The organism is Porphyromonas bobii (assembly GCF_943169685.1).
GTDB classification, from domain to species: Bacteria; Bacteroidota; Bacteroidia; order Bacteroidales; family Porphyromonadaceae; genus Porphyromonas; species Porphyromonas pasteri.
The window spans coordinates 86,112-105,459 of the sequence record NZ_CALPBU010000001.1; the positions used below are offsets into that span (position 1 = coordinate 86,112).

General features: G+C 56.0%; 13 protein-coding genes. 10 read left to right on the forward strand and 3 right to left on the reverse strand.

The annotated features are described in order from the left end of the window. Nucleotides 1–490 precede the first annotated feature (490 nt). From KO088_RS00400 to cmk, 3 genes are read right to left on the reverse strand one after another with little or no spacing between them, the layout of a single operon-like run. Nucleotides 491–1,138 (reverse strand): O-methyltransferase, encoded by a 648-nt coding sequence (locus tag KO088_RS00400; RefSeq protein WP_215492835.1) that lies wholly within the window; start codon nucleotides 1,136–1,138, stop codon nucleotides 491–493. Then, nucleotides 1,135–2,040 (reverse strand): 4-hydroxy-3-methylbut-2-enyl diphosphate reductase, encoded by a 906-nt coding sequence (locus KO088_RS00405; RefSeq protein WP_215492836.1) that lies wholly within the window; start codon nucleotides 2,038–2,040, stop codon nucleotides 1,135–1,137. Before KO088_RS00405 ends, KO088_RS00400 begins: the two co-directional genes overlap by 4 nt. 34 nt (nucleotides 2,041–2,074) lie before the next feature. Further along, the gene (gene cmk / locus KO088_RS00410; RefSeq protein ID WP_044114155.1) at nucleotides 2,075–2,773 is read right to left on the reverse strand and encodes a (d)CMP kinase; all 699 of its coding nucleotides are present in this window, start codon (nucleotides 2,771–2,773) and stop codon (nucleotides 2,075–2,077) included. Between the two features lie 1,032 nt (nucleotides 2,774–3,805). Between cmk and KO088_RS00415 the strand changes: the two genes are divergently transcribed. From KO088_RS00415 to KO088_RS00460, 10 genes are all read left to right on the forward strand, one after another. After that, entirely contained in the window at nucleotides 3,806–6,847 is a 3,042-nt protein-coding gene (locus KO088_RS00415; protein WP_215492837.1) for a SusC/RagA family TonB-linked outer membrane protein, read from the forward strand. A gap of 13 nt (nucleotides 6,848–6,860) precedes the next feature. Then, on the forward strand, nucleotides 6,861–8,507 hold the full coding sequence (locus tag KO088_RS00420) for a RagB/SusD family nutrient uptake outer membrane protein (protein WP_215492838.1): 1,647 nt from the start codon (nucleotides 6,861–6,863) through the stop codon (nucleotides 8,505–8,507). 342 nt (nucleotides 8,508–8,849) lie between these two features. After that, nucleotides 8,850–9,782 carry a CsgG/HfaB family protein gene (locus tag KO088_RS00425; RefSeq protein ID WP_215492839.1) on the forward strand — a complete coding sequence of 311 codons (933 nt, stop codon included), beginning with the start codon at nucleotides 8,850–8,852 and terminating at the stop codon, nucleotides 9,780–9,782. A 13-nt stretch (nucleotides 9,783–9,795) separates the two neighbouring features. Continuing rightward, nucleotides 9,796–10,158, forward strand: coding sequence for a hypothetical protein (locus tag KO088_RS00430; RefSeq protein WP_251419682.1), 363 nt, complete (start codon nucleotides 9,796–9,798; stop codon nucleotides 10,156–10,158). Between the two features lie 24 nt (nucleotides 10,159–10,182). After that, nucleotides 10,183–10,536 carry a DUF4810 domain-containing protein gene (locus tag KO088_RS00435; protein WP_215492841.1) on the forward strand — a complete coding sequence of 118 codons (354 nt, stop codon included), beginning with the start codon at nucleotides 10,183–10,185 and terminating at the stop codon, nucleotides 10,534–10,536. Then, on the forward strand, nucleotides 10,533–11,243 hold the full coding sequence (locus tag KO088_RS00440) for a GNA1162 family protein (protein ID WP_215492842.1): 711 nt from the start codon (nucleotides 10,533–10,535) through the stop codon (nucleotides 11,241–11,243). The genes KO088_RS00435 and KO088_RS00440 overlap by 4 nt, the downstream gene beginning before the upstream one ends. Before the next feature lie 8 nt (nucleotides 11,244–11,251). Further along, complete coding sequence (locus KO088_RS00445; RefSeq protein WP_215492843.1) at nucleotides 11,252–11,860, forward strand: anthranilate synthase component II; 609 nt, start codon at nucleotides 11,252–11,254, stop codon at nucleotides 11,858–11,860. A 33-nt stretch (nucleotides 11,861–11,893) separates the two neighbouring features. Beyond that, on the forward strand, nucleotides 11,894–13,042 hold the full coding sequence (locus KO088_RS00450; RefSeq protein WP_215492844.1) for a DNA polymerase III subunit: 1,149 nt from the start codon (nucleotides 11,894–11,896) through the stop codon (nucleotides 13,040–13,042). A gap of 571 nt (nucleotides 13,043–13,613) precedes the next feature. Continuing rightward, a complete protein-coding gene (locus KO088_RS00455; protein WP_215492845.1) occupies nucleotides 13,614–15,875 on the forward strand; it encodes a TonB-dependent receptor family protein in 2,262 nt (753 codons plus the stop codon). Nucleotides 15,876–15,891: 16 nt separating this feature from the next. Then, nucleotides 15,892–19,248 (forward strand): SusC/RagA family TonB-linked outer membrane protein, encoded by a 3,357-nt coding sequence (locus KO088_RS00460; RefSeq protein WP_215492846.1) that lies wholly within the window; start codon nucleotides 15,892–15,894, stop codon nucleotides 19,246–19,248. Nucleotides 19,249–19,348 lie beyond the last annotated feature (100 nt).

Here is a 19,348-nt window from a genome sequence, read left to right on the forward strand (position 1 = left end):
ATTGACTACCTAAGTGGACTACCTAAGTGACCACCTAAGTGCATTTGTTAGAGGAATAGTGAAAGACATAAGATTGCTGAAAGGAGGGCTAGAAGAGCTCATAATCAACATAGGCGGTTATAGAGGATAAGTCCTGCTATAACCGCCTATTTCAAGCGTTTGCGCCCTCTGTAGGCGTTCTATGGGGCTATCTCAGCCCTTCAGTGTTCGGATGTAACACATACCGCCTTATAATGCCATCCGAAGCCCGTCAATGTAACACCAATGTAACCCAAATGTAACGCTTCGTTTTGCAGGAACACTTGCCTATCGTCTCCACGAACGTCCCGACAATCAGCGATTTAAGGGGTATTGATCGGAGGTATCATTATGTACGCTTCGTTCTACCCCCCTTACTTTATAGCTCACGCCTCCCTATACCTTATATACAGCAGCGCCCCATGATGCCATCTGCATCATGGGGCGCTGCTGTATATGCTTGGGGGGGAGCTTATAGCTTACGGATGAGGCTTAGCCCGTCACGTAGGGGGAGGATGAGGTTCTCGACACGGGGGTCGCGCTGCACATAGTCATTGAAGGCGAGGATCGCCTGCGTCTGCTGGTCGGTGGGAGTCGGCTCCTCGATGACCTTACCGTCCCAGAGGGTATTGTCCGCTAAGATGAGGGCGCCCGAGGGGAGGTGGGGGAGGATGAGCTCATAGTAATCGATGTACTCGCGCTTATTGGCGTCGATATACACGAGGTCGAAGCTGTGCTTCTCTAAGAGCTCGGGGAGGATCGTGAGCGCATCTCCGAGGTAGAGGTGGACGCGGTGGGCGTAGGGCGTGCCGTCGAGGAACTCGTGGATGAAGTCCTCCATCTCATCATCTGACTCGATGGTATGGACCTCACCCCCTTCGCCGAGGGCTTCGGCCAAGCAGTGCGCAGCATAGCCTGTGAAGGTGCCAAGCTCAAGGACTTTTTGGGCTCCCGAGATACGGCAGAGCATCTGAAGGAGGTTGCCCTGCAGGTGTCCAGAGAGCATACGAGCACGCAGGAGGCGCACATGAGCCTCTCTCCAGAGTCGCTGGCGGTAGGGACTCTCAGGGGTCGTGTGACTTAGGATGTACTCCTCGAGTCGCTCGCTGTCGATGCTCATTCGCTGATGGCTGTTTCTGGCTCAGGCATCCCGAGTATCTCGCGGATACGGCTGGCTACCTGCTCCATCTGCCACATAGGCGTGGAGGTCGCCCCACAGATACCGATGCTCTGTGGTAGGGGCTGGAGCATCTCGGGCTGGATCTCATCGGGAGAGGAGACGAAGATACTTCGCTCGTTGCCCTTCTGGCAGTAGCTGAAGAGCACCTTGCCGTTGGAGCTCTTGCCCCCTGCCACAAAGACCGTCAGCTCGTGCTGGGAGGAGAACTCCTGGATGTGGGGCATACGGTTGGATACCTGACGGCAGATCGAGTCCTGGAAGTCAAAGCGGGCATCACCGATCATACGGCTACGGAGCGTGTCGATAAGCTCGTGGAAGCCCGTCAGCGACTGGGTCGTCTGTGAGAAGAGTGCGATGGGGCGGGTGAAGTCAATCTGCTCGATATCCTCGGGGCTCTGCACGATGATGGCCTTCCCATCGGTCTGGCCGACGAGACCATTGACCTCGGCATGGCCCTTCTTCCCATAGATCACGATCTGACCACCCACGGGATCCAGCTCGGCGAACTTACGACGAACCTTCTTCTGCAGGGCAAGCACGACGGGGCAAGTAGCATCGACGAGCTCGATGTTGCGCTCACGAGCGAGCTGATAGATGGCTGGTGCTTCCCCGTGGGCACGGAAGAGCACGCGCTTCCCCTCGAGCTTCTTGAAGGCCTCGTAGTCGATCGTCTGCATGCCCTTGGCCTGCAGGCGGTCTACCTCCTGGTTGTTGTGTACGATGTCGCCGAGGCAGTAGAGCTCTTTGTCATCTTTCTTCAGCTCTTCTTCGGCGTGCTTGACTGCATTGATGACGCCGAAGCAGAAGCCCGACTGTTGGTCTATTTCGATCTTGGGATACATGCGTGGGGATAAGGAGTGGGAGAGGAAGACTGGACTACGCCTTGGCGAGAGCCTCCTCGAAGTAGGAGCGCAGGAGGGCATCCTGCTCGTCGTGGGTCAGGTGGGAGTTGTCGAGGACGCGTGCATCCTCAGCTTGGCGCAGGGGAGCTACCTCGCGGTGCGTGTCGATGTAGTCACGCTGACGAAGGTTCTCCAGCACCTCCTCAAGGGTAATCTTGCTGTCGCCCTTGCCGCGAAGCTCGGCAAGGCGGCGCTCTGCACGGATGACGGGGTCAGCCGTGACGAAGACCTTGAGCTCTGCCTGGGGGAAGACAGCGGTGCCGATGTCTCGGCCATCCATGACGATACCGCCCTCAGCGCCGAAGGCCTGCTGCTGGGCAGTGAGGAACTCACGTACGAAGCCCAGTGCGGCGATGGGGCTGACGAAGGAGGCGACCTCCATCGTGCGGATTTCCTTCTCGACGTTCTCGCCGTTGAGGTAGAGCTCGGGTGTGGCGCCTTCGTGGCTCTGACGGAAGCTCAGGGATACCTCGTTCAGGGCTTCGCGAAGCTCTGCCTCCTGGATCACGCCCTCGCGGATGAAGCCGCGTCTGAGGGCGAAGAGGGTGACGCCTCGGTACATCGCGCCTGTGTCGACGTAGATATAGTCGATTGCACGCGCGAGTGTACGTGCCATAGAGCTCTTGCCACATGAGCTGTAGCCGTCGATGGCCACGATGATCTTCTTTGTCATGGGTGTTGTCTTACCGTTCGTTTATCGTTTGTGGGGTATACACCCCCTTATCCCAACACGGGGTAGGGGATGAAGGTTTTTGTCTGCTATAGGGGATAGCTTGGGGAAAGTCCTTCCGGCGGTCGCACCGCTATATATAATATGGTATAGGGTGCGCAGCCTATCTACCTCACTATGGAGGCGGTCGCAAAGATATGGAATTGCCTGCACTTATGGCATATCCGCACAAGCTTTGTCGATATATAAGTGGCTGATGTTCAGTATAGAATTGCACTTGAGCTTCCCCTTTTGAGAGCTTATGGAAGGGTGATGGCTTCGTAATCGGGGCGTGAAGCTGTTGGGGTAAGGCTCGGTGCAATAGTCGTTCGCACTCAAACCAATAGTGGTTCGATGTACGAACGAATAGTGGTTTGCATACGAAACGAATAGTGGTTTGACCCCCATACCAATAGTCATCCGCATGCAGACCAGTAGTCGTTTGCAAATCGACTTCTTCAGCTTCGTCCACGAACTACTATCATAATGGAGCCGAATAGCCCAAGGGCAGAGCGAGCGGTGAATACGCCCTATAATATCAGCTTTGCCGAGGGGGGCAAAACGAACCAGTACTGGTCGGCGAGGTGACCAGTACTGGTCACTAATCGCTACTCGTACTGGTCACACATCGAAGCAGTACTGGTCGGAGCAGTGACCAGTACTGGTCGATTTTTTGCCTTCGTAAAGCCTTGATTATGACACACTCCAGAGAGGTGCTAAGTACCCCTATCCCTCCGCCCTCCTTCCTCTACCCAAAAGCCTTACTTACAAGCAAAAAGAGAGAATACTTATACTTAGAAAATTCTATAATAGGAATGAATAAGTATTTTTTATAAGTTTGAATCGAAATACATCGTCCGAATACCACGATGCACCTCGAGCGAGAGGTGCATCACTCGCTCCCACCATGAAGACGCTTTCGGGAGCGAACACCGTGCCACCGCAGCCGAGTGGCATGTCGACATACCACTAATCAAATTCACAAATCCCAAGTGTATGAAACAAACATTCATCCTTAGGTCTCTCTGGGTCGGTTGGCTACTGATCCTGGCGATCTACCTGGCCCCACAGCTTATGGCACAGGGGCTGACCATCCGCGGCACCGTAGTGGATACCAAAGATGAGCCCATCGTTGGAGCCACAGTAGTCGTGAAGAAGAATCCCAAGCAAGGGGCTATGACGGACGCCAAGGGCGCCTTCACCCTATCGGGAGTACAGCGTGATGCCATCCTCCGTGTGAGCTATCTGGGCTACGAAGCTCGTGAGGTAGCCGTAGCAGGGCAGACGCAGATCAAGATCACGCTCAAGGAAGAAGCACAGCAGCTCAGTGACGTCGTCGTCGTGGGCTATGGCACGCAGAAGAAAGTTAACCTATCTGGTTCCGTGACTGCTCTTGACCTGAAGCAGGTACAAGCTCGCCCCATTCAGAACCTCAGTAATGGTCTGCAAGGTCTCGTCCCAGGTCTGACCGTCACCGCTACCAACGGTGCTCCAGGTCTCGACGGTGGTAAGATCCGCATCCGTGGTACGGGTACCCTGAACAACGCAAATCCCTACATCCTCATCGACGGTCTCGAGTCTGGGACGCTCAATATGCTTGACCCAAGCGATATCGAGAGCATCTCAGTCCTGAAGGACGCTGCCTCCGCAGCTATCTACGGCTCGAAGGCTGCTAACGGGGTCATCCTCATCACCACCAAGCGCGGTAAGTCTGGTAAGGCTCGCGTCAGCTACTCGGGTAGCGTGGGTATGCAGAGCGCTACGCGCCTGATGGACCGTATGGGCTCCTTCGAGTACGCTACCCTCTACAACAAGGCGATGGTAGCTGCTGGTAAGGTAGCTCGCTTCTCTGACGAGGACCTCAAGAAGTTCCAGGACGGCAGTGACCCCGAGGGGCACCCCGATACCCACTGGTATGATCTGGCCTTCCGTACGGCTCTTATGCAGCACCACAATGTGAGTGTCAATGGTGGCTCGGAGCAGGTCCGCTATATGGCTTCGCTGGGTTACCTCGGACAGTCCGGTATTCTCCCCAACGCTAAGCGTAATCAGTTCAATGCTCGTACGAATCTTGACCTCACCCTCAGCCGCCTCATCTCGGCTCGCCTCGGCCTCTCCTACATCAAGAATAAGTACGCTGACCCCAATAACTCCTACGTCTCTGGTGGCTCTGATCAGATCATCCGCCAGCTGAATATCGTCGCACCTTGGATCCTCGGCCGTAGTAAGGACGGTAAGAGCTGGGGTACGACGGGTGACGGTAACCCTCTGGCTTGGCTTGACTCAGGTCAGACCATCGACCGCGACAACCACAACATCTCTGCTACTGGGGGTATCGACTTCCATCTCTTCGATGGCTTTACCCTCACGGCTAACGTAGCTTATGTAGCCAGTCTGCAGCACTACAAGGCCTTCGTCCCCTTCATCAAGTACAACGACCACAAGGTGAGTGCGCCCAACAATCTGGACGAACGCTATTACCTCTGGACGCGTGCAAACTTCGATGCACTGGCTAACTACAGCAAGAGCCTTGGCAAGAACAACTTCAAGGCCCTCCTCGGGTGGCACGCTGAAGACTTCTTCACGCAGTATATGCAGGGCAAGCGTAAGGACTATCCCTCGAACGACCTCACCGACCTGAGCGCTGGCTCCTCCTCTACGCAGGAGAACAATGGTACGACAGCTCAGCTGCGTATGCTCTCTTGGTTCGGTCGTCTGAACTATGACTTCGACGGCAAGTACCTCCTCGAAGCGAACTTCCGTGCTGACGCCTCTTCGCGCTTCGCTCAGGGCTATCGCTGGGGTTACTTCCCCTCCTTCTCTGGTGCATGGCGCCTCTCGAAGGAAGAGTTCATGAAGCCTCTCTATCCTGTACTGAGCGACCTGAAGGTCCGTGCTTCGTGGGGTCTCCTCGGTAATCAGGAAGCTCTCAATGACTACTATCCTGCACTCAATACCTACAATATCGGCGCGACCTATCCCTTCGGTGGTGCGCTTACCTCTGGCTATGCACAGACCGACCTCAAGCTGAACAATATCAGCTGGGAGAAGAGCCGCAACGTCGGTGTAGGTCTGGACTTCGGCTTCTTCGCTGGACAGCTGACTGGGTCAGTTGACTTCTACGCTCGTAAGACGACCGATATCCTGATGAAGGTTGACGTCCCCTCTGAGTTCCCTCTCAAGCCCTACCACGCTAATGTAGGTGCGATGGAGAATAAGGGTGTCGAAATCGCACTGAACTACAAGACGAACTTCGGTGACTGGACGCTCGGCGTAGGCGGTAACTTCACCTACAACAAGAATAAGATCCTCAACCTCGGTGCTAACGAGTACATGGACAATGGTGCTATCCGTAATGCCATCGGTCACTCCTACGACACCTATTACATCTACAAGGCTGATGGGCTCTTCCAGTCCAAGGAAGAAGCAGATGCCTTCGTAGCTAAGTATGGCACGCCCTTCGGCTCTCGCCCTCAGGCTGGTGATATCCGCTATGTGGACGTCAATGGTGACGGCAAGATCAATGGTAAGGACCGTATCTTCTCTAATCCTGTAGATCCCGCCTATACGTTCGCTATGAACTTCAACCTGGGCTGGCGTGCCTTCGACCTCTCTGCCATGTTCAGCGGTGTCGCAGCTGCCTCTCGCCTCTACAGCTCTGAGGTCTTCGGTGCCTTCGGTGGGGATACGGGTCACCCCTCTACTGAGTGGCGTGATGCCTGGAGCGCAGACAAGCCCTCGGGCAAGATGCCTCGCATCTACCTCGCTGGTCAGGCTAACCACAACGAAGCAAGCTCGACCTTCTGGCTGCAGGACACGCATTACGTGCGTCTGAAGAACCTCCAGCTGGGTTACACCCTGCCTAAGAGTCTCCTGAAGAACCTCGGTGTCTCTTCCCTGCGTGTCTACTACTCTGGTGAGAACCTCTTCACGCTGGACAATATGCGCGGTAACATCGACCCTGAGGCCACGAGCCACCGTCTCTCCTCTTACCCTCTGCTGCGTACGCACTCTTTCGGGCTGAACGTATCCTTCTAATGTGACTACGATAATGAACAACCTATATAAGTACCTGCTGGCTGGCCTCTTGACGGCTGGTAGTGTCTCCTGCTCGGGCTTCCTCGATACAGCCCCCCGCAACCAGCTCTCTCAGAAGACCGCTTGGAAGACTCCCGAAGACGCTGAGAAGTTCCTCGTCGGCTGCTATGATGGCTGGGAGAGTGGTGGTACGATCCTCTACATGGACTGCCTCTCGGACTTTGGCTTTAGCTTCCACGCTCACGAAGGCTTCCGCTCTATCGGCAACGGGACGATGAGCCCCACCAGCCCAGGTGTCTCCTTCTATGGCTATGGTACCATCGGCCGCTGTAACCTCCTCCTCAAGCAGATCGAAGAGATCCCCAACATGCCTGAGGCGCAGAAGAAGCGCATCATCGCTGAGGCTAAGGTGATCCGTGCCTATAAGTACTTTATGATGAACTTCCTCTATGGTGGTGTACCCATCATCGAGCTCCCTCAGAATGCTGACGAAGCTCGTCTGCCCCGTAAGACCGAGGCTGAGGTACGTGCCTACATCGCTAAGGATCTGGATGAAGCTATCCCCGACCTCGAGGCTAATGTCACGCGAGGTCGCTTAGGTAAGGGTGCTGCTCTGGCTATCCGTATGCGCGAAGCGCTCTACTATGGTGACTGGGAGGTCGCTAAGGCGAAGGCTAAGGAGATCATCGATCTCAACGTCTACAGCCTCGAGCCCAGCTACCAGAAGCTCTTCACCATCGCAGGTCAAGGCTCTGCTGAGATCATCGCTGCTGTGCAGTACCTCGAGACGGTGAAGCCTCACTACACCTCTATCGGCTCGATGCTCAATAACTCTGTCGGGGGCTGGTCTTCGATGGTGCCAACAGCCAACCTCATCAACCTCTATGAGATGAAGACGGGGCTGACGACGGATGAGTCGGGCTCAGGCTACGATGCCACGCATCCCTTCAAGGATCGTGACCCTCGTATGGCTATGACCGTCTGCTACCCAGGTGCGAACTACATCACGCCCGAGGGGAAGACCGCGATCTACAATACCCTCGACCAGACCCTGCCTGGTGGGAAGAAGAACGAGGACTATCCCGAAAGCGCGAACAACAGCTCTAAGACGGGGCTCACTTGGAATAAGTACACCGCTCCTGCTAATCAGTATGCAGACGTGTGGTCTACGAATGCCAGCCCTATCGTCTTCCGCTATGCTGAGGTCCTCCTCTCATATGCTGAAGCTGAGAACGAGCTGAATGGTCCTTCGGCTGATGTGTACGCTAAGATCAACCTCGTGCGCCAGCGTGCAGGTATGCCTGCTGTCGACCAGACGAAGTACAGTACGAAGGATAAGCTCCGTGAGCTGATCCGTCGCGAGCGCTCCGTAGAGTTCGCTGGCGAAGGTCTCCGTCGTGCTGACATCCTTCGCTGGAAGGGTACGGACGGCAAGATGATCGCTGAGACGGTCCTCAATGGTCCGCTGCAGCGTATGGTAGGTACTGTCGATATGACGGGTACGAATCCTGAGACGCGTGCTACGATCAATCCCTCTGCTCCTGCTGAAGCTAAGCTCGTGGAGAACCGCATCTTCAAGCCTCACTTCCGCTACCTCCCCATCCCTCAGTGGGTCATCGACCGTAACCCCAACTTCGGTAAGAATAACCCCGACTACTAAGCGCACAGCTTAGCTCTATACAGGATAGGCCCCCCAGCTCTCAGTGAGCTGGGGGGCTTGTCTTTATCTGTGTGTGATGACGGCTCTGTAGGGGAGGGTGGTGCGAACCTATATTGGTCGGCGGGCTGACCTATATAGGTTGCTTTCTCGACCAATATAGGTCACGTCTGCGACCAATATAGGTCAGCCCGCCGACCAATATAGGTCTGTATCACATAGGATCCATCTGCACTCAAGCTGTGGTATAGAGCTTCGTCTGTATAGGCGTAGACTCAGGGCTCTACCGCTATTAATCACTACATTTGTACGATACAAACCTCACTTATAGATATACAGTGCCTTATGAATGTACTTAAGACGCTTTCTCTCGTAGCGCTGGCAGGCCTCTCGGGGCTTGGCTACGCTACTGCACAAGAGCCCCAGCGAGTCATCGCTCATCCTGGGGTCAATAACGCTCACCCTGCCGATGCGCGTAGCCTCAAGTGGAAGGTCGCCGTCGGGCGCTTCTCCAACGAGACGCAGTATGGCAAGGGCATCTTCTACGAGCGCGACAATGATCCTATGGCGAAGCAGGCCCTCGATATCCTTATGACGAAGCTCAACGCTTCGGGGAAGTTCATCCTCCTCGAGCGTAGTGACTCGGAGAAGCTGGAGGCAGAGCTCAAGGCTGGGCAGGGTCAGCGTATCGGTGCTGACTACCTTATCCTTGGCTCGATCACCGAGTTCGGCCGCAAGACGACTGGTCGGGATGGCCTCTTCACCTCGGAGAAGAGTCAGACGGTAGAGGCGGGTGTGAGCATTCGTATCGTCGACGTCGCGACGGGGCAAGTCATCTATTCGGAGGAAGGTAAGGGGCAGGCTCAGACGACGAGTAAGAGTACTCTGGGTCTTGGCGGTAAGGCTGGCTATGACGCCACCCTCAGCGATAAGGCCATCTCGGGGGCTATCGATCAGCTCGTCGAGAACATCATCAATAAGTGCACCGACAAGCCTTGGCGCACCTACCTCATCAATGCTGATGCCGATGGTATCATCATCGCAGGCGGGGCCGCTCAGGGCATTCGTCCTGGAGATACCTTCACGCTCTACAAGCGTGGCAAGCAAGTGAAGAACCCTCAGACGGGTGTCTCCTTCTATCTGGCGGGTAAGCCCGTAGCACAGCTGCGCGTAGAGTCCGTCGATGGCGATACGCCCGATACGCAGTACGCTATCGTCAGTGTCGTCTCGGGGAGCTTCGATAAGGGCGCCTTAGACAACTATTATGTACAGCAGTAAGACCGCAGCGATTATGAAGAAGCAACCATTCTACAAGCAGTGGGCCGTCGGTCTGCTCTCCCTCCTTGCCCTCCTCTTCGCTGGGACAGCCTGCGGGACGACCTCGTCGATCTCGGGCGGGCTCAATGATGAGTCTTATATCGTCGTAGCCTCCTCGAGTGCCTACGTCGGCAAGAAGGTCTTTGTCTTAGTCGACGATGTCTCTGCTGTGGGGATCGTGGCCGTTCGCCCCGACGCTGTCACGCGCCACGCAAAGCGTATCACCATCACCCCAGGGCGCCATACGGTCATCGTCCGAGATGCCGAGGGGCGCACGCTCTTCTCCAAGGAGATCTTCGTCTCCAGCCGAGCCGCGAAGACCATCACCGTGCAGTAAATCGTAGATCCTCTTTTGCAACTGATGAAGTTCACTTATACCGCCGCCGCACTCCTACTTTTTACGGGACTCCTCTCGAGCTGTGGCTCCTCACCAGCATTATATTCGTGGGGCGACTATGAGCAGACGGCCTATGCCGTCGCACAGAATCCCACCCCCGAGCGCCTTAGGGCTCTCGGTATGGTCTACGAGAAGCTCATCACTCAGCCCGAAGGCCTGCGCAAGATGCCTCCTCCAGGGCTCTGCGCGGAGTACGGCTACCTCTTAGCTAAGCAAGGCGATACCGAGCGAGGCGTAAAGCTCCTCGAGAAGGAAGCTGAGCTGTACCCCGAGAGTGCCGTCTTCGTCCGTCGTCTCATCAAGCAGCTGAAGAAATGAAGATCCGACTACACCGAGCCTTTATGGCCGTAGGGGCATTCGCCTCGCTGGTACTCCTCTCCTCCTGTGGACTTCTGGGTGAGCAGACGCAGCGCCGTGAGGACGCCTATGCCACGCTCTACAGGGAGAATCCCCGCTCCATCGTCATTATGCCCACGATCAACGAGACCAATCAGGTCGAGCTGAAGGATAACTTCTACGCTACGCTGCTCAAGCCGCTGGCTGAGCGTGGCTACTACGTCTTCTCACCCTTCCTCGCGAAGGAGCTGATGGAGCAGGAGAGTGCCGCCAATGCCGAGGACTTCATCCAGGGGAACGTCGCGCCCTTCTACCGCGTCTTCGGTGCAGACGCCGTCCTCTTCACCATCATCCATCGCTGGGAGAAGGTCGCCCTGCGCTCGAAGATCGAGATCGATGTCGAGTACCTCCTGCGCTCTACGAAGACGGGTGAGATGCTCTTCTCCCGTCGCTTCGAGGGCGCTGTGGATCTGAGTAGTGACCAAGGAGGACGGGGCATCTTGAGTACCCTCATGGATATCGTCGTGGGGGCGATCTCTACCTCGATGACGGACAAGGTCGTGGCTGCACGTCTGGCTAACCGCGATGCGCTGGAGAGCCTCCCTGCAGGTGCTTACCACCCCCGATATCTCCAGGATAAGCGCGAACAAGTCGGCCCCACGCACGTCACGGGGCGTAATCTCAAGTAGCGTGTACCATGGGCTCCACGGTACACCTCTTAGTCATTGACAACCGCGACTCCTTCGTCTATAATGTCGTGGAGCTCCTGCGCTCACTCCCCGAGCTCACCTTCGAGGTTATCCCCGAGGGTGAGCTCGAGCTCTCTTCGCTTCCCGAGCACGATGGGCTCATTCTCTCCCCAGGGCCAGGCGTGCCGAGTGAGTTCCCCCGTATGCAGGCTCTCATCCGTGCCGAGGTGGGAGTAAAGCCGATCTTGGGTATCTGCCTCGGGCATCAGGCTCTTGCCGAGCACTACGGCGCTGAGCTGGTGCAGCTCCCTACGCCTCGCCACGGGCATGCCTCCGCACTTGTTGTAGCAGATCCTGCAGATCACCTCGTCGGTGCTATCCCCACGGGAAGCCTCGTCGGGCGCTACCACAGCTGGGCGGTCGACGAGGCGAGCCTCCCGACTTGCCTTGTCCCGACGGCTTATTGCGCTGATGTGGGTGAAGGCCGTGTGCTGATGGCGATGCGCCACCGCACGGAGCCCGTGTGGTCGGTGCAGTTCCATCCCGAGAGCATGATCAGTGAGTATGGACGTGCCTACCTCTCGGCCTTCGCCACTGCCGTCCGTGCTTGGCACTGATAGCCCTTCCCATCCATCTACATCCTTTAGCCTATGTACTTCAGAGATATTGTCGGTCACGATAGCCTCAAGGCACAGCTCCTCACGACGGCTCGCCAGGGGCTCGTCCCTCACGCCCAGCTCTTCACGGGGCGCGATGGCGAGGGCGCTCTGGGCTTGGCTTACGCCTATGCCCGATACCTCAACTGCACCGATCGCGGGGAATGGGACGCCTGTGGACATTGCCCCTCCTGCCGTCGCTATGACGAAGTGGGGGATCCTGACCTCTCCTTCCTCTATCCCATCGTCAACGCTTCGGGGAAGAACCTCTGCGAAGACCATATCGAGGACTGGCGACGCTTCATACAGCAGGGCCCCTATACCTATTACGATGAATGGCTGGGACTCCTCGGTGGCGATGGGAAGAAGGCCTCGATCTTTGCCCGCGAAGGCGAGCCCCTGCAGCGCATGATGGGCTATCAGACCTCGGGGCGCGGCTACCGCATCCTCATCATCTGGCTACCTGAGCGCATGCAAGAGGCGCTGGGCAACAAGCTCCTCAAGCTCGTCGAAGAGCCCCCCGAGCGCACCATCATCCTTATGGTCACGATGGACGAGCCGTCCGTCCTTCAGACGCTGCGCAGTCGTATGCAGACCCTTCGCCTTCGCCCCCTCACTGAGCCCGAGATCGAGACGGCACTACGGGCGACCCAGACGGACTATGCCGAGGCGGATGCCCTCTACGCAGCCCACCTCTCGGAGGGCAACTACCGCAAGGCACTCGATCTCTACGAAGGTCGTGCCGCTGAGCTGGGCGAGGAATACGCCCTTCTGCAGCGCATCCTCCGCGCGACGGTCAATGCGCAGCCCCGCGAGATGAAGCTCCTTGTCGAAGACCTCGCGGCACTGTCAAAGGAAGAGCAAGCGAGCCTCTTGGAGTACTTGGCGCGTATGTTCAGAGAGTTCTACCTCTACAATCTCTCCCTCCCCGACATCAATTACCTCACGAGTCGGGAGGAAGGCATCGCCCGCTACCTGCGCTCCTGCATCACGGGGCGCAACGTCCGTCAGGTCGAGGCCGAGATCGATGAAGCCGCCCGTCACTTAGCGCAAAATGTGCAGGCGAAGATGGTCTTCTTTGACCTCATCCTGCGCCTCACTTCGACCCTCGCTCCAAGCTACAAGCAGGCGGGGGTAAGGTAGTTTTTGTGCCTTCTCCCTAATCGCTTCTTGTGTAGTGGATTAAGCCTCCTTCCGCAGAGGACGAAATTTCCTTGCGGAAGGAAATAAATTTTCGTGCGCACGAAAATATTTTTTTGTGCGCACAGAAATTTCCCTGCGTGCGCACGGAAATTTTGCGCCCTGCGGAAGAAAAAAGACATTCTTCCGCAGGGCGATCTTTTTTTTGGGATGGAGCCATTTCATTTGCTCGCAGAAGCTGTTTGTGAAGTGCGGGCAAAAAGAGGAAGAGGTCGGGGTCAGTTCGGCTTGGAGTGTACGCGCTCTTTCCTTAGAGCGTAGTAGGTGGGACAACGCTGGAGTTCCAAAAGCAGGTATATAAGGGGACGATTGAGCGGATAAAATCCCCTTTTTTAGGTATTTCAAAGGGAAGGGAGATACTATATCTTTGCGGGCGAGATTGCCTAGGTTGCTGGAGGAATATACTCATCTCCACGAGACACGTAATATTATGTATAGCCTTTTATCTGAACTGGAGAAGGCTAGGGAGTGCGTGCGCCTAGAGAACACATAAGGATAACACCTATCATTAAAGATGTATCATATAGCTAGACGACTAGCCATTACACTAAGCCTTAGCTCGGCGATCCTGGGAGCGAAGGCACAGGTAGCCCCGACAGATAGCCTCGGCGAAACGAGGAGAGACTCCGTCCGTCGACTTGACGAGGTCGTGGTCTATGCTCGGCAGATGCTGGGAAGCAAGTTCGAAGCTCGCAACCGTACGGGTTCAGCTTATTACCTTTCGCCAAAGGAACTGAAGAAGTTCGGCTACACAGATATCAGCCGTATGCTACGTGCCGTGCCAGGCGTGAACATCTACGAAGAAGATGGCTACGGCCTGCGCCCGAACATCAGCCTGCGAGGGACAAAGGCCGAGCGCAGCGAACGTATCTCGCTCATGGAAGACGGGATCCTTGCAGCCCCCGCCCCTTATGCAGCCCCCGCCGCCTACTACTTCCCCAATGTCGCCCGCATGTACGCCATTGAGGTACTCAAGGGAAGTAGCCAAGTGCAGTACGGTCCCTTCACCACGGGGGGCGCTGTGAATATGGTATCGACTCCCATCCCCAAGAGCTTCCAAGCAGGCCTCCGTACTTCCTATGGGAGCTTCGGTACCTTCAATACCTACGCTCATCTGGGTAGCGACCACAAGCATGTCGGTTACCTGGTCGAATACCTTCGCTACCAATCAAAGGGATTTAAGAAGGATGAGCCCAACGAACGTACAGGCTTCTACCGCAATGATGTCGTCGGGAAGCTCCGACTACATAGCGACGAGGATGCAGAGATCCGTCAGGCACTCGAGCTGAAGCTCGGCTTCTCGAACGAACATTCCGATGAGAGCTACGTCGGGCTGAGTGAGCAGGACTTCGCCTCCCGCCCCTATTACCGCTACCGTGGTGCCCAGATGGACCAGCTGCAGACTCGCCACACGCAGACAGCCTTGACCCACCTCGTTGACTTCACGGGCGGGCTGAAGGTGACGACGAGTGCCTATTACAATTACTTCTGGCGCAACTGGTATAAGCTCAACGACGTGTGTATCGGAGATCAGAAAGGCGAAAAGCGAAGCATCGAAGAGATCCTCGCTGACCCCGAGACCAATGCCCGCTACATAGACATCCTCACTGGTGCCACCGACCGCCTTGGAGAAGCGCTTATGCTTCGAGCCAACCAGCGCTCCTACCATTCGCGTGGGATACAGACGAAGGTGGAGTATCGCCTACCTTTCCTCTCGAGCTACCTCCAGTTGGAGGCTGGTGCCCGCTATCATACCGACTTAGAAGACCGCTTCCAGCACGATGATAGCTACTCCATCGAGGGCGGGAAGATGAGCCTCTTCCGTGCGGGCCAACCTGGCTCGCAGAGTAACCGCATCACGACAGCCCATGCCTTCGCATCCTATCTCCTTGGGAAGTGGTCACGGGCGGGATGGACCATCACCGCTGGGCTTCGCCTCGAGGACGTAGAGCTGTATAAGCGAGACTATACGACCAAAGACCCAAGACGCACGGGCCACCTACGCATCGAGGGAAGCAACCACGCTACAGCACTCCTTCCTAGCCTCGGGATCAACTATCGCATCCTTCGTCCCCTCTCCATATTCGCTGGTATCCATCAGGGCTTCGCTCCCCCAAGCGTGATGACCTACTACCAGCAGAAGCCCGAGAAGAGTATCAACCTTGAGGCAGGGATACGCCTCACTACAGAGGATCTGAAGGTAGAAGCGATCGGCTACTACAACGACTACTCCAATATGCTTGGCAGTGACCTCGCTGCTGCGGGCGGGCAGGGTACGCTGGATCAGTTCTCCGTAGGAGCAGCACGTGTCCAGGGGCTTGAGTTCTTAGCCTCTTGGCAACCCCTGCCTAAGAGCTGGGAGGTACGTCTTCCCCTTCAGGTCAGCTACACCCTGACCGATACCCAGATGAAGAACGAGTTCTATTCCTCCGCTTGGGGGGAAGTCTTCGCAGGGGATGAACTGCCCTATATCTTCCGACATGCAGCGAATGCGCAGCTCGGGTTAGAGTACAAGTGGCTCGAGGCGAACCTCAGCGTCCGCTACAACTCGGACATGCGTACTGCTCCAGGGCAGGGACGTATCGCCAAGGCACATCTTATCCCCAGCCATACGATCATAGACGCATCACTCAAGGCACGCCTCAACCGCCACCTCACCCTAAGCCTCAACGCTGTGAACTTAGCGAACAAGGTCTATCTCGTCTCCCGTCATCCCTCTGGCCTCAGACCCGGTCATCCCTTCGGCATCTATGGCGGAGTACGTATCAACCTCTAATGCCTCTTAGCAAGACATGAAGCAATCACTTAGATACATCATACGCCTTGGTCTCCTGCTCCTCCTTGCCCTTCCCTTTAGTGCTCTGGCACAGCAAGCGAACCAGATCACGGGCAGTGTACGCAGTAGCCGTGGCGAAGCCTTAATAGGAGCCAGCGTACGGCTTGTGGGGACAACGCAAGGCACGCTGACGGACAGCGTAGGGAAGTTCTCCCTTACCGCCCGCATAGGAGATACTCTACTCGTGACTAGTGTGGGTATGCAAGCTAAGACAGTGAAGATCCATAGCACACGCCTCACCATTATCCTCGAGGAGGACAACAAGCTCATCGAGGATGTCGTCGTGACGGGCTATCAGAAGATTCGCAACCGAGTCTATACAGGTGCCGCCTCATCTGTGAAGATGAAGGACATCCACCTTGAAGGGACGCAGGACATCTCTCGTATGCTCGAAGGTCGTGTCCCAGGCTTATCCATCCAGAGCATTTCTGGTACATTCGGTGCTGCACCTCGTATCAATATCCGAGGTGGGGCATCTATACTAGGTAATGTACAACCTCTGTGGGTAATCGACGGAGCGGTCTATGAAGACCTCGTGCACCTTAGCCTCGATCAGCTAGCATCGGGAGACGCAGCGACGCTCATCAGTTCGGCTGTCTCAGGGCTCAACGCCTCAGATATACAAGATATACAGGTGCTTAAGGATGCTTCTGCTACCTCTATATATGGAGCACGCGCACTCAACGGCGTGATCGTCGTGACGACTAAGTCAGGACGTAGAGACACACCTCTGAGGGTAAGCTATGCCACGGAGAATACTATGCGCCTCAGACCCAGCTATAGCCAGTACGACCTATTGAACTCACAAGAGACGATGGGTATCTATGAGGAGATGCGGGAAAAGGGCTACTTCAGTCTGGCTAGCTCACTCTACGGCCGTCGTGGTGGGGTATACCATCTACTCAATAGGGCGCTCTCCGAGTACGATCCCGAGACGGGGACCTATAAGCTGGAGAACACACCGGGGGCACGTAGATCCTTCCTCGAGCAGCACGAGCGAGCCAATACCGATTGGTTCAAGGAGCTCTTCCGTCTGACACCTACGACGAGCCATACCGTGAGCTTCAGTGCAGGTGGACGGAGTAGTGCCACCTATGCTTCGCTGGGCTTCTTCTATGACGGAGGCTGGACAGTAGCAGATCGGGTACAGCGCATCACGGCCAACCTCAAGAATACTTTCTACCTCGGAGATCGCCTGCAGGTCACACTATCCGCTCAGGGGAACATCCGCTCTCAGAACGCGCCAGGCACCCTGCCTCAGCGCAAGAATACTACGCTGGGGCTCTTCGAGAGAGACTTCGACATCAACCCCTTTAGCTATGCTCTGGGTACGAGTCGTACGCTCCTACCGTCGGAGCGATACCGCAACAACTGGGCACCTTTCAACATCCATCAGGAATACCGCTCCAACCACATGGACATCGGGGTGCTCGACTTCAAGGCTCAAGCTGAAGCCAGCTACAAGGTCCTACCACATCTTGAGGCCCGTGCCCTCGTCTCCACCCGACAGGCATATACCTCTATGGCTCACGAGATCACGGAGCGATCTAACCAAGTCCTTGCCTACAGAGCTATGGAGACTCCTGAGGTCGGCGCTGCGAACATCTACCTGCTACGTGACCCCGAGCATCCCGAGCGCCGTCCCGAGGTTGCACTGCCTCATGGGGGGATACTCAAGAAGGATGAGACGAGCCTGAAGAGCTACCTCATGCGTCTGGCTTTGGACTATGACCGCCGTATAGGCCCCCATGATATCAAGGCCTTTGGCTTCACTGAGATCCGCTATGCCGATCGCTCGCATACTCCCTTCACGGGCTACGGTGTGCAGTACGATCGTGGTGGGCAGATCAATACGGATCCTCGCATATTTAGTAAGCTCCTTCGTGAGGGGGAGGATTACTTCGCTTACTCTAGACGCTATGACCGAGGTGTGACGTTCTCTGCGAGCACCACCTACGGCTACGACGGGCGATATATCCTCAATGCCCTGATCAATATGGAAGGCTCAAATGCTTCGGGGCGCAACGCTCGTACCCAATGGCTTCCCACGTGGAATGTCGGGGGGAAGTGGAACGTCGACCGAGAAGCCTTCTTCCATCCCTCTTCTCTACTCTCCCGCCTAGCTGTGCGCATGAGCTACGGACTCACCGCCAAGATGAACGAGGAAGCTGTCAATGCGAACTCAGTCTACCAAGGTGGGACTACCTTGCCTCGTCGCTATCAGGACCGAGAGAATGCCCTGCGCATTCGCCACCTAGAGAACCGTGACCTCACTTGGGAAAAGATGTACGAGCTCAACCTGGGCCTCGAGACAGTTTGGGCAGGTGATCGTGTACGGGCTACGGTGGATCTCTACCAGCGTAATGCCTTTGACCTCATTGACCTTGTCCGTACCTCTGGTATCGGGGGCCAGTACTACAAGTATGCCAACTTTGGGGATATGCGCACCCAAGGGATCGAGCTCTCACTCAGCACGACGAACATAGAGACAAAGGAGCTCTCGTGGAGCAGCAGCCTTACCCTCAGCCTCATGAACCAGAAGATCACAAGACTGCGTAATACCCCCAATGCCCTAGACATGGTCGCTGGACGTGGTCGAGGTAATCTCGTAGGCTACCCCAAGGGTTCGCTCTTCTCCTACAACTTCCAAGGGCTGAATAGTCACGGGCTTCCCACCTTTGACTTTGGACTCTATCCCACCAATCATGGTGAGGATGCCAACGTCTACAGTGCAGACTTCAGTGACACGCAGTACACCAAGAGCTACCTCACCTATCATGGGCCTATCGAGCCTCAGGTCATCGGTGGGCTATCGAACACCCTGCGCTACGGTCTCTGGGATCTCACCCTCTTCATCACGGCGCAGGCGGGCAATAAGATCCGACTCAACCCCACCTTTGACCCCACCTTTGCTGACCTCAATGTCTTCTCAGGAGAGTACCGCAATCGTTGGATGAATCCTGGGGACGAACAGCATACCGATGTCCCTACCATCCCTTCGCAGGATCTAATCAATGCTGTGGGTAGGGAGAATATTGAGCGTGCCTATAGCACCTACAACTATTCCCAGCTACGAGTCGCCGATGGTAGCTTCGTACGTCTGAAGCATGTCTCGCTGGGCTATCGGGTCTCCGAAGCCTTCGCCAAGAAGCTTCGCCTGCAGTCAGCTAAGCTACAGCTTAGTCTGACGAACCCCTTCCTCATCTACTCCGACAAGCGTCTACGTGGACAGGACCCAGAGTATTATCGTGCAGGGGGGGTATCTCTACCCACTCCTAGACAGTACACGCTCTCGCTACAGATAGGATTTTAAGACAGGGGCATTGACCCAGACGTAGGTACACCTCGGGACTTCCAATAGAAACTCCTTAGAGGCAACAATAGATACTCTCCTGAGGCAACAAACGAACCTC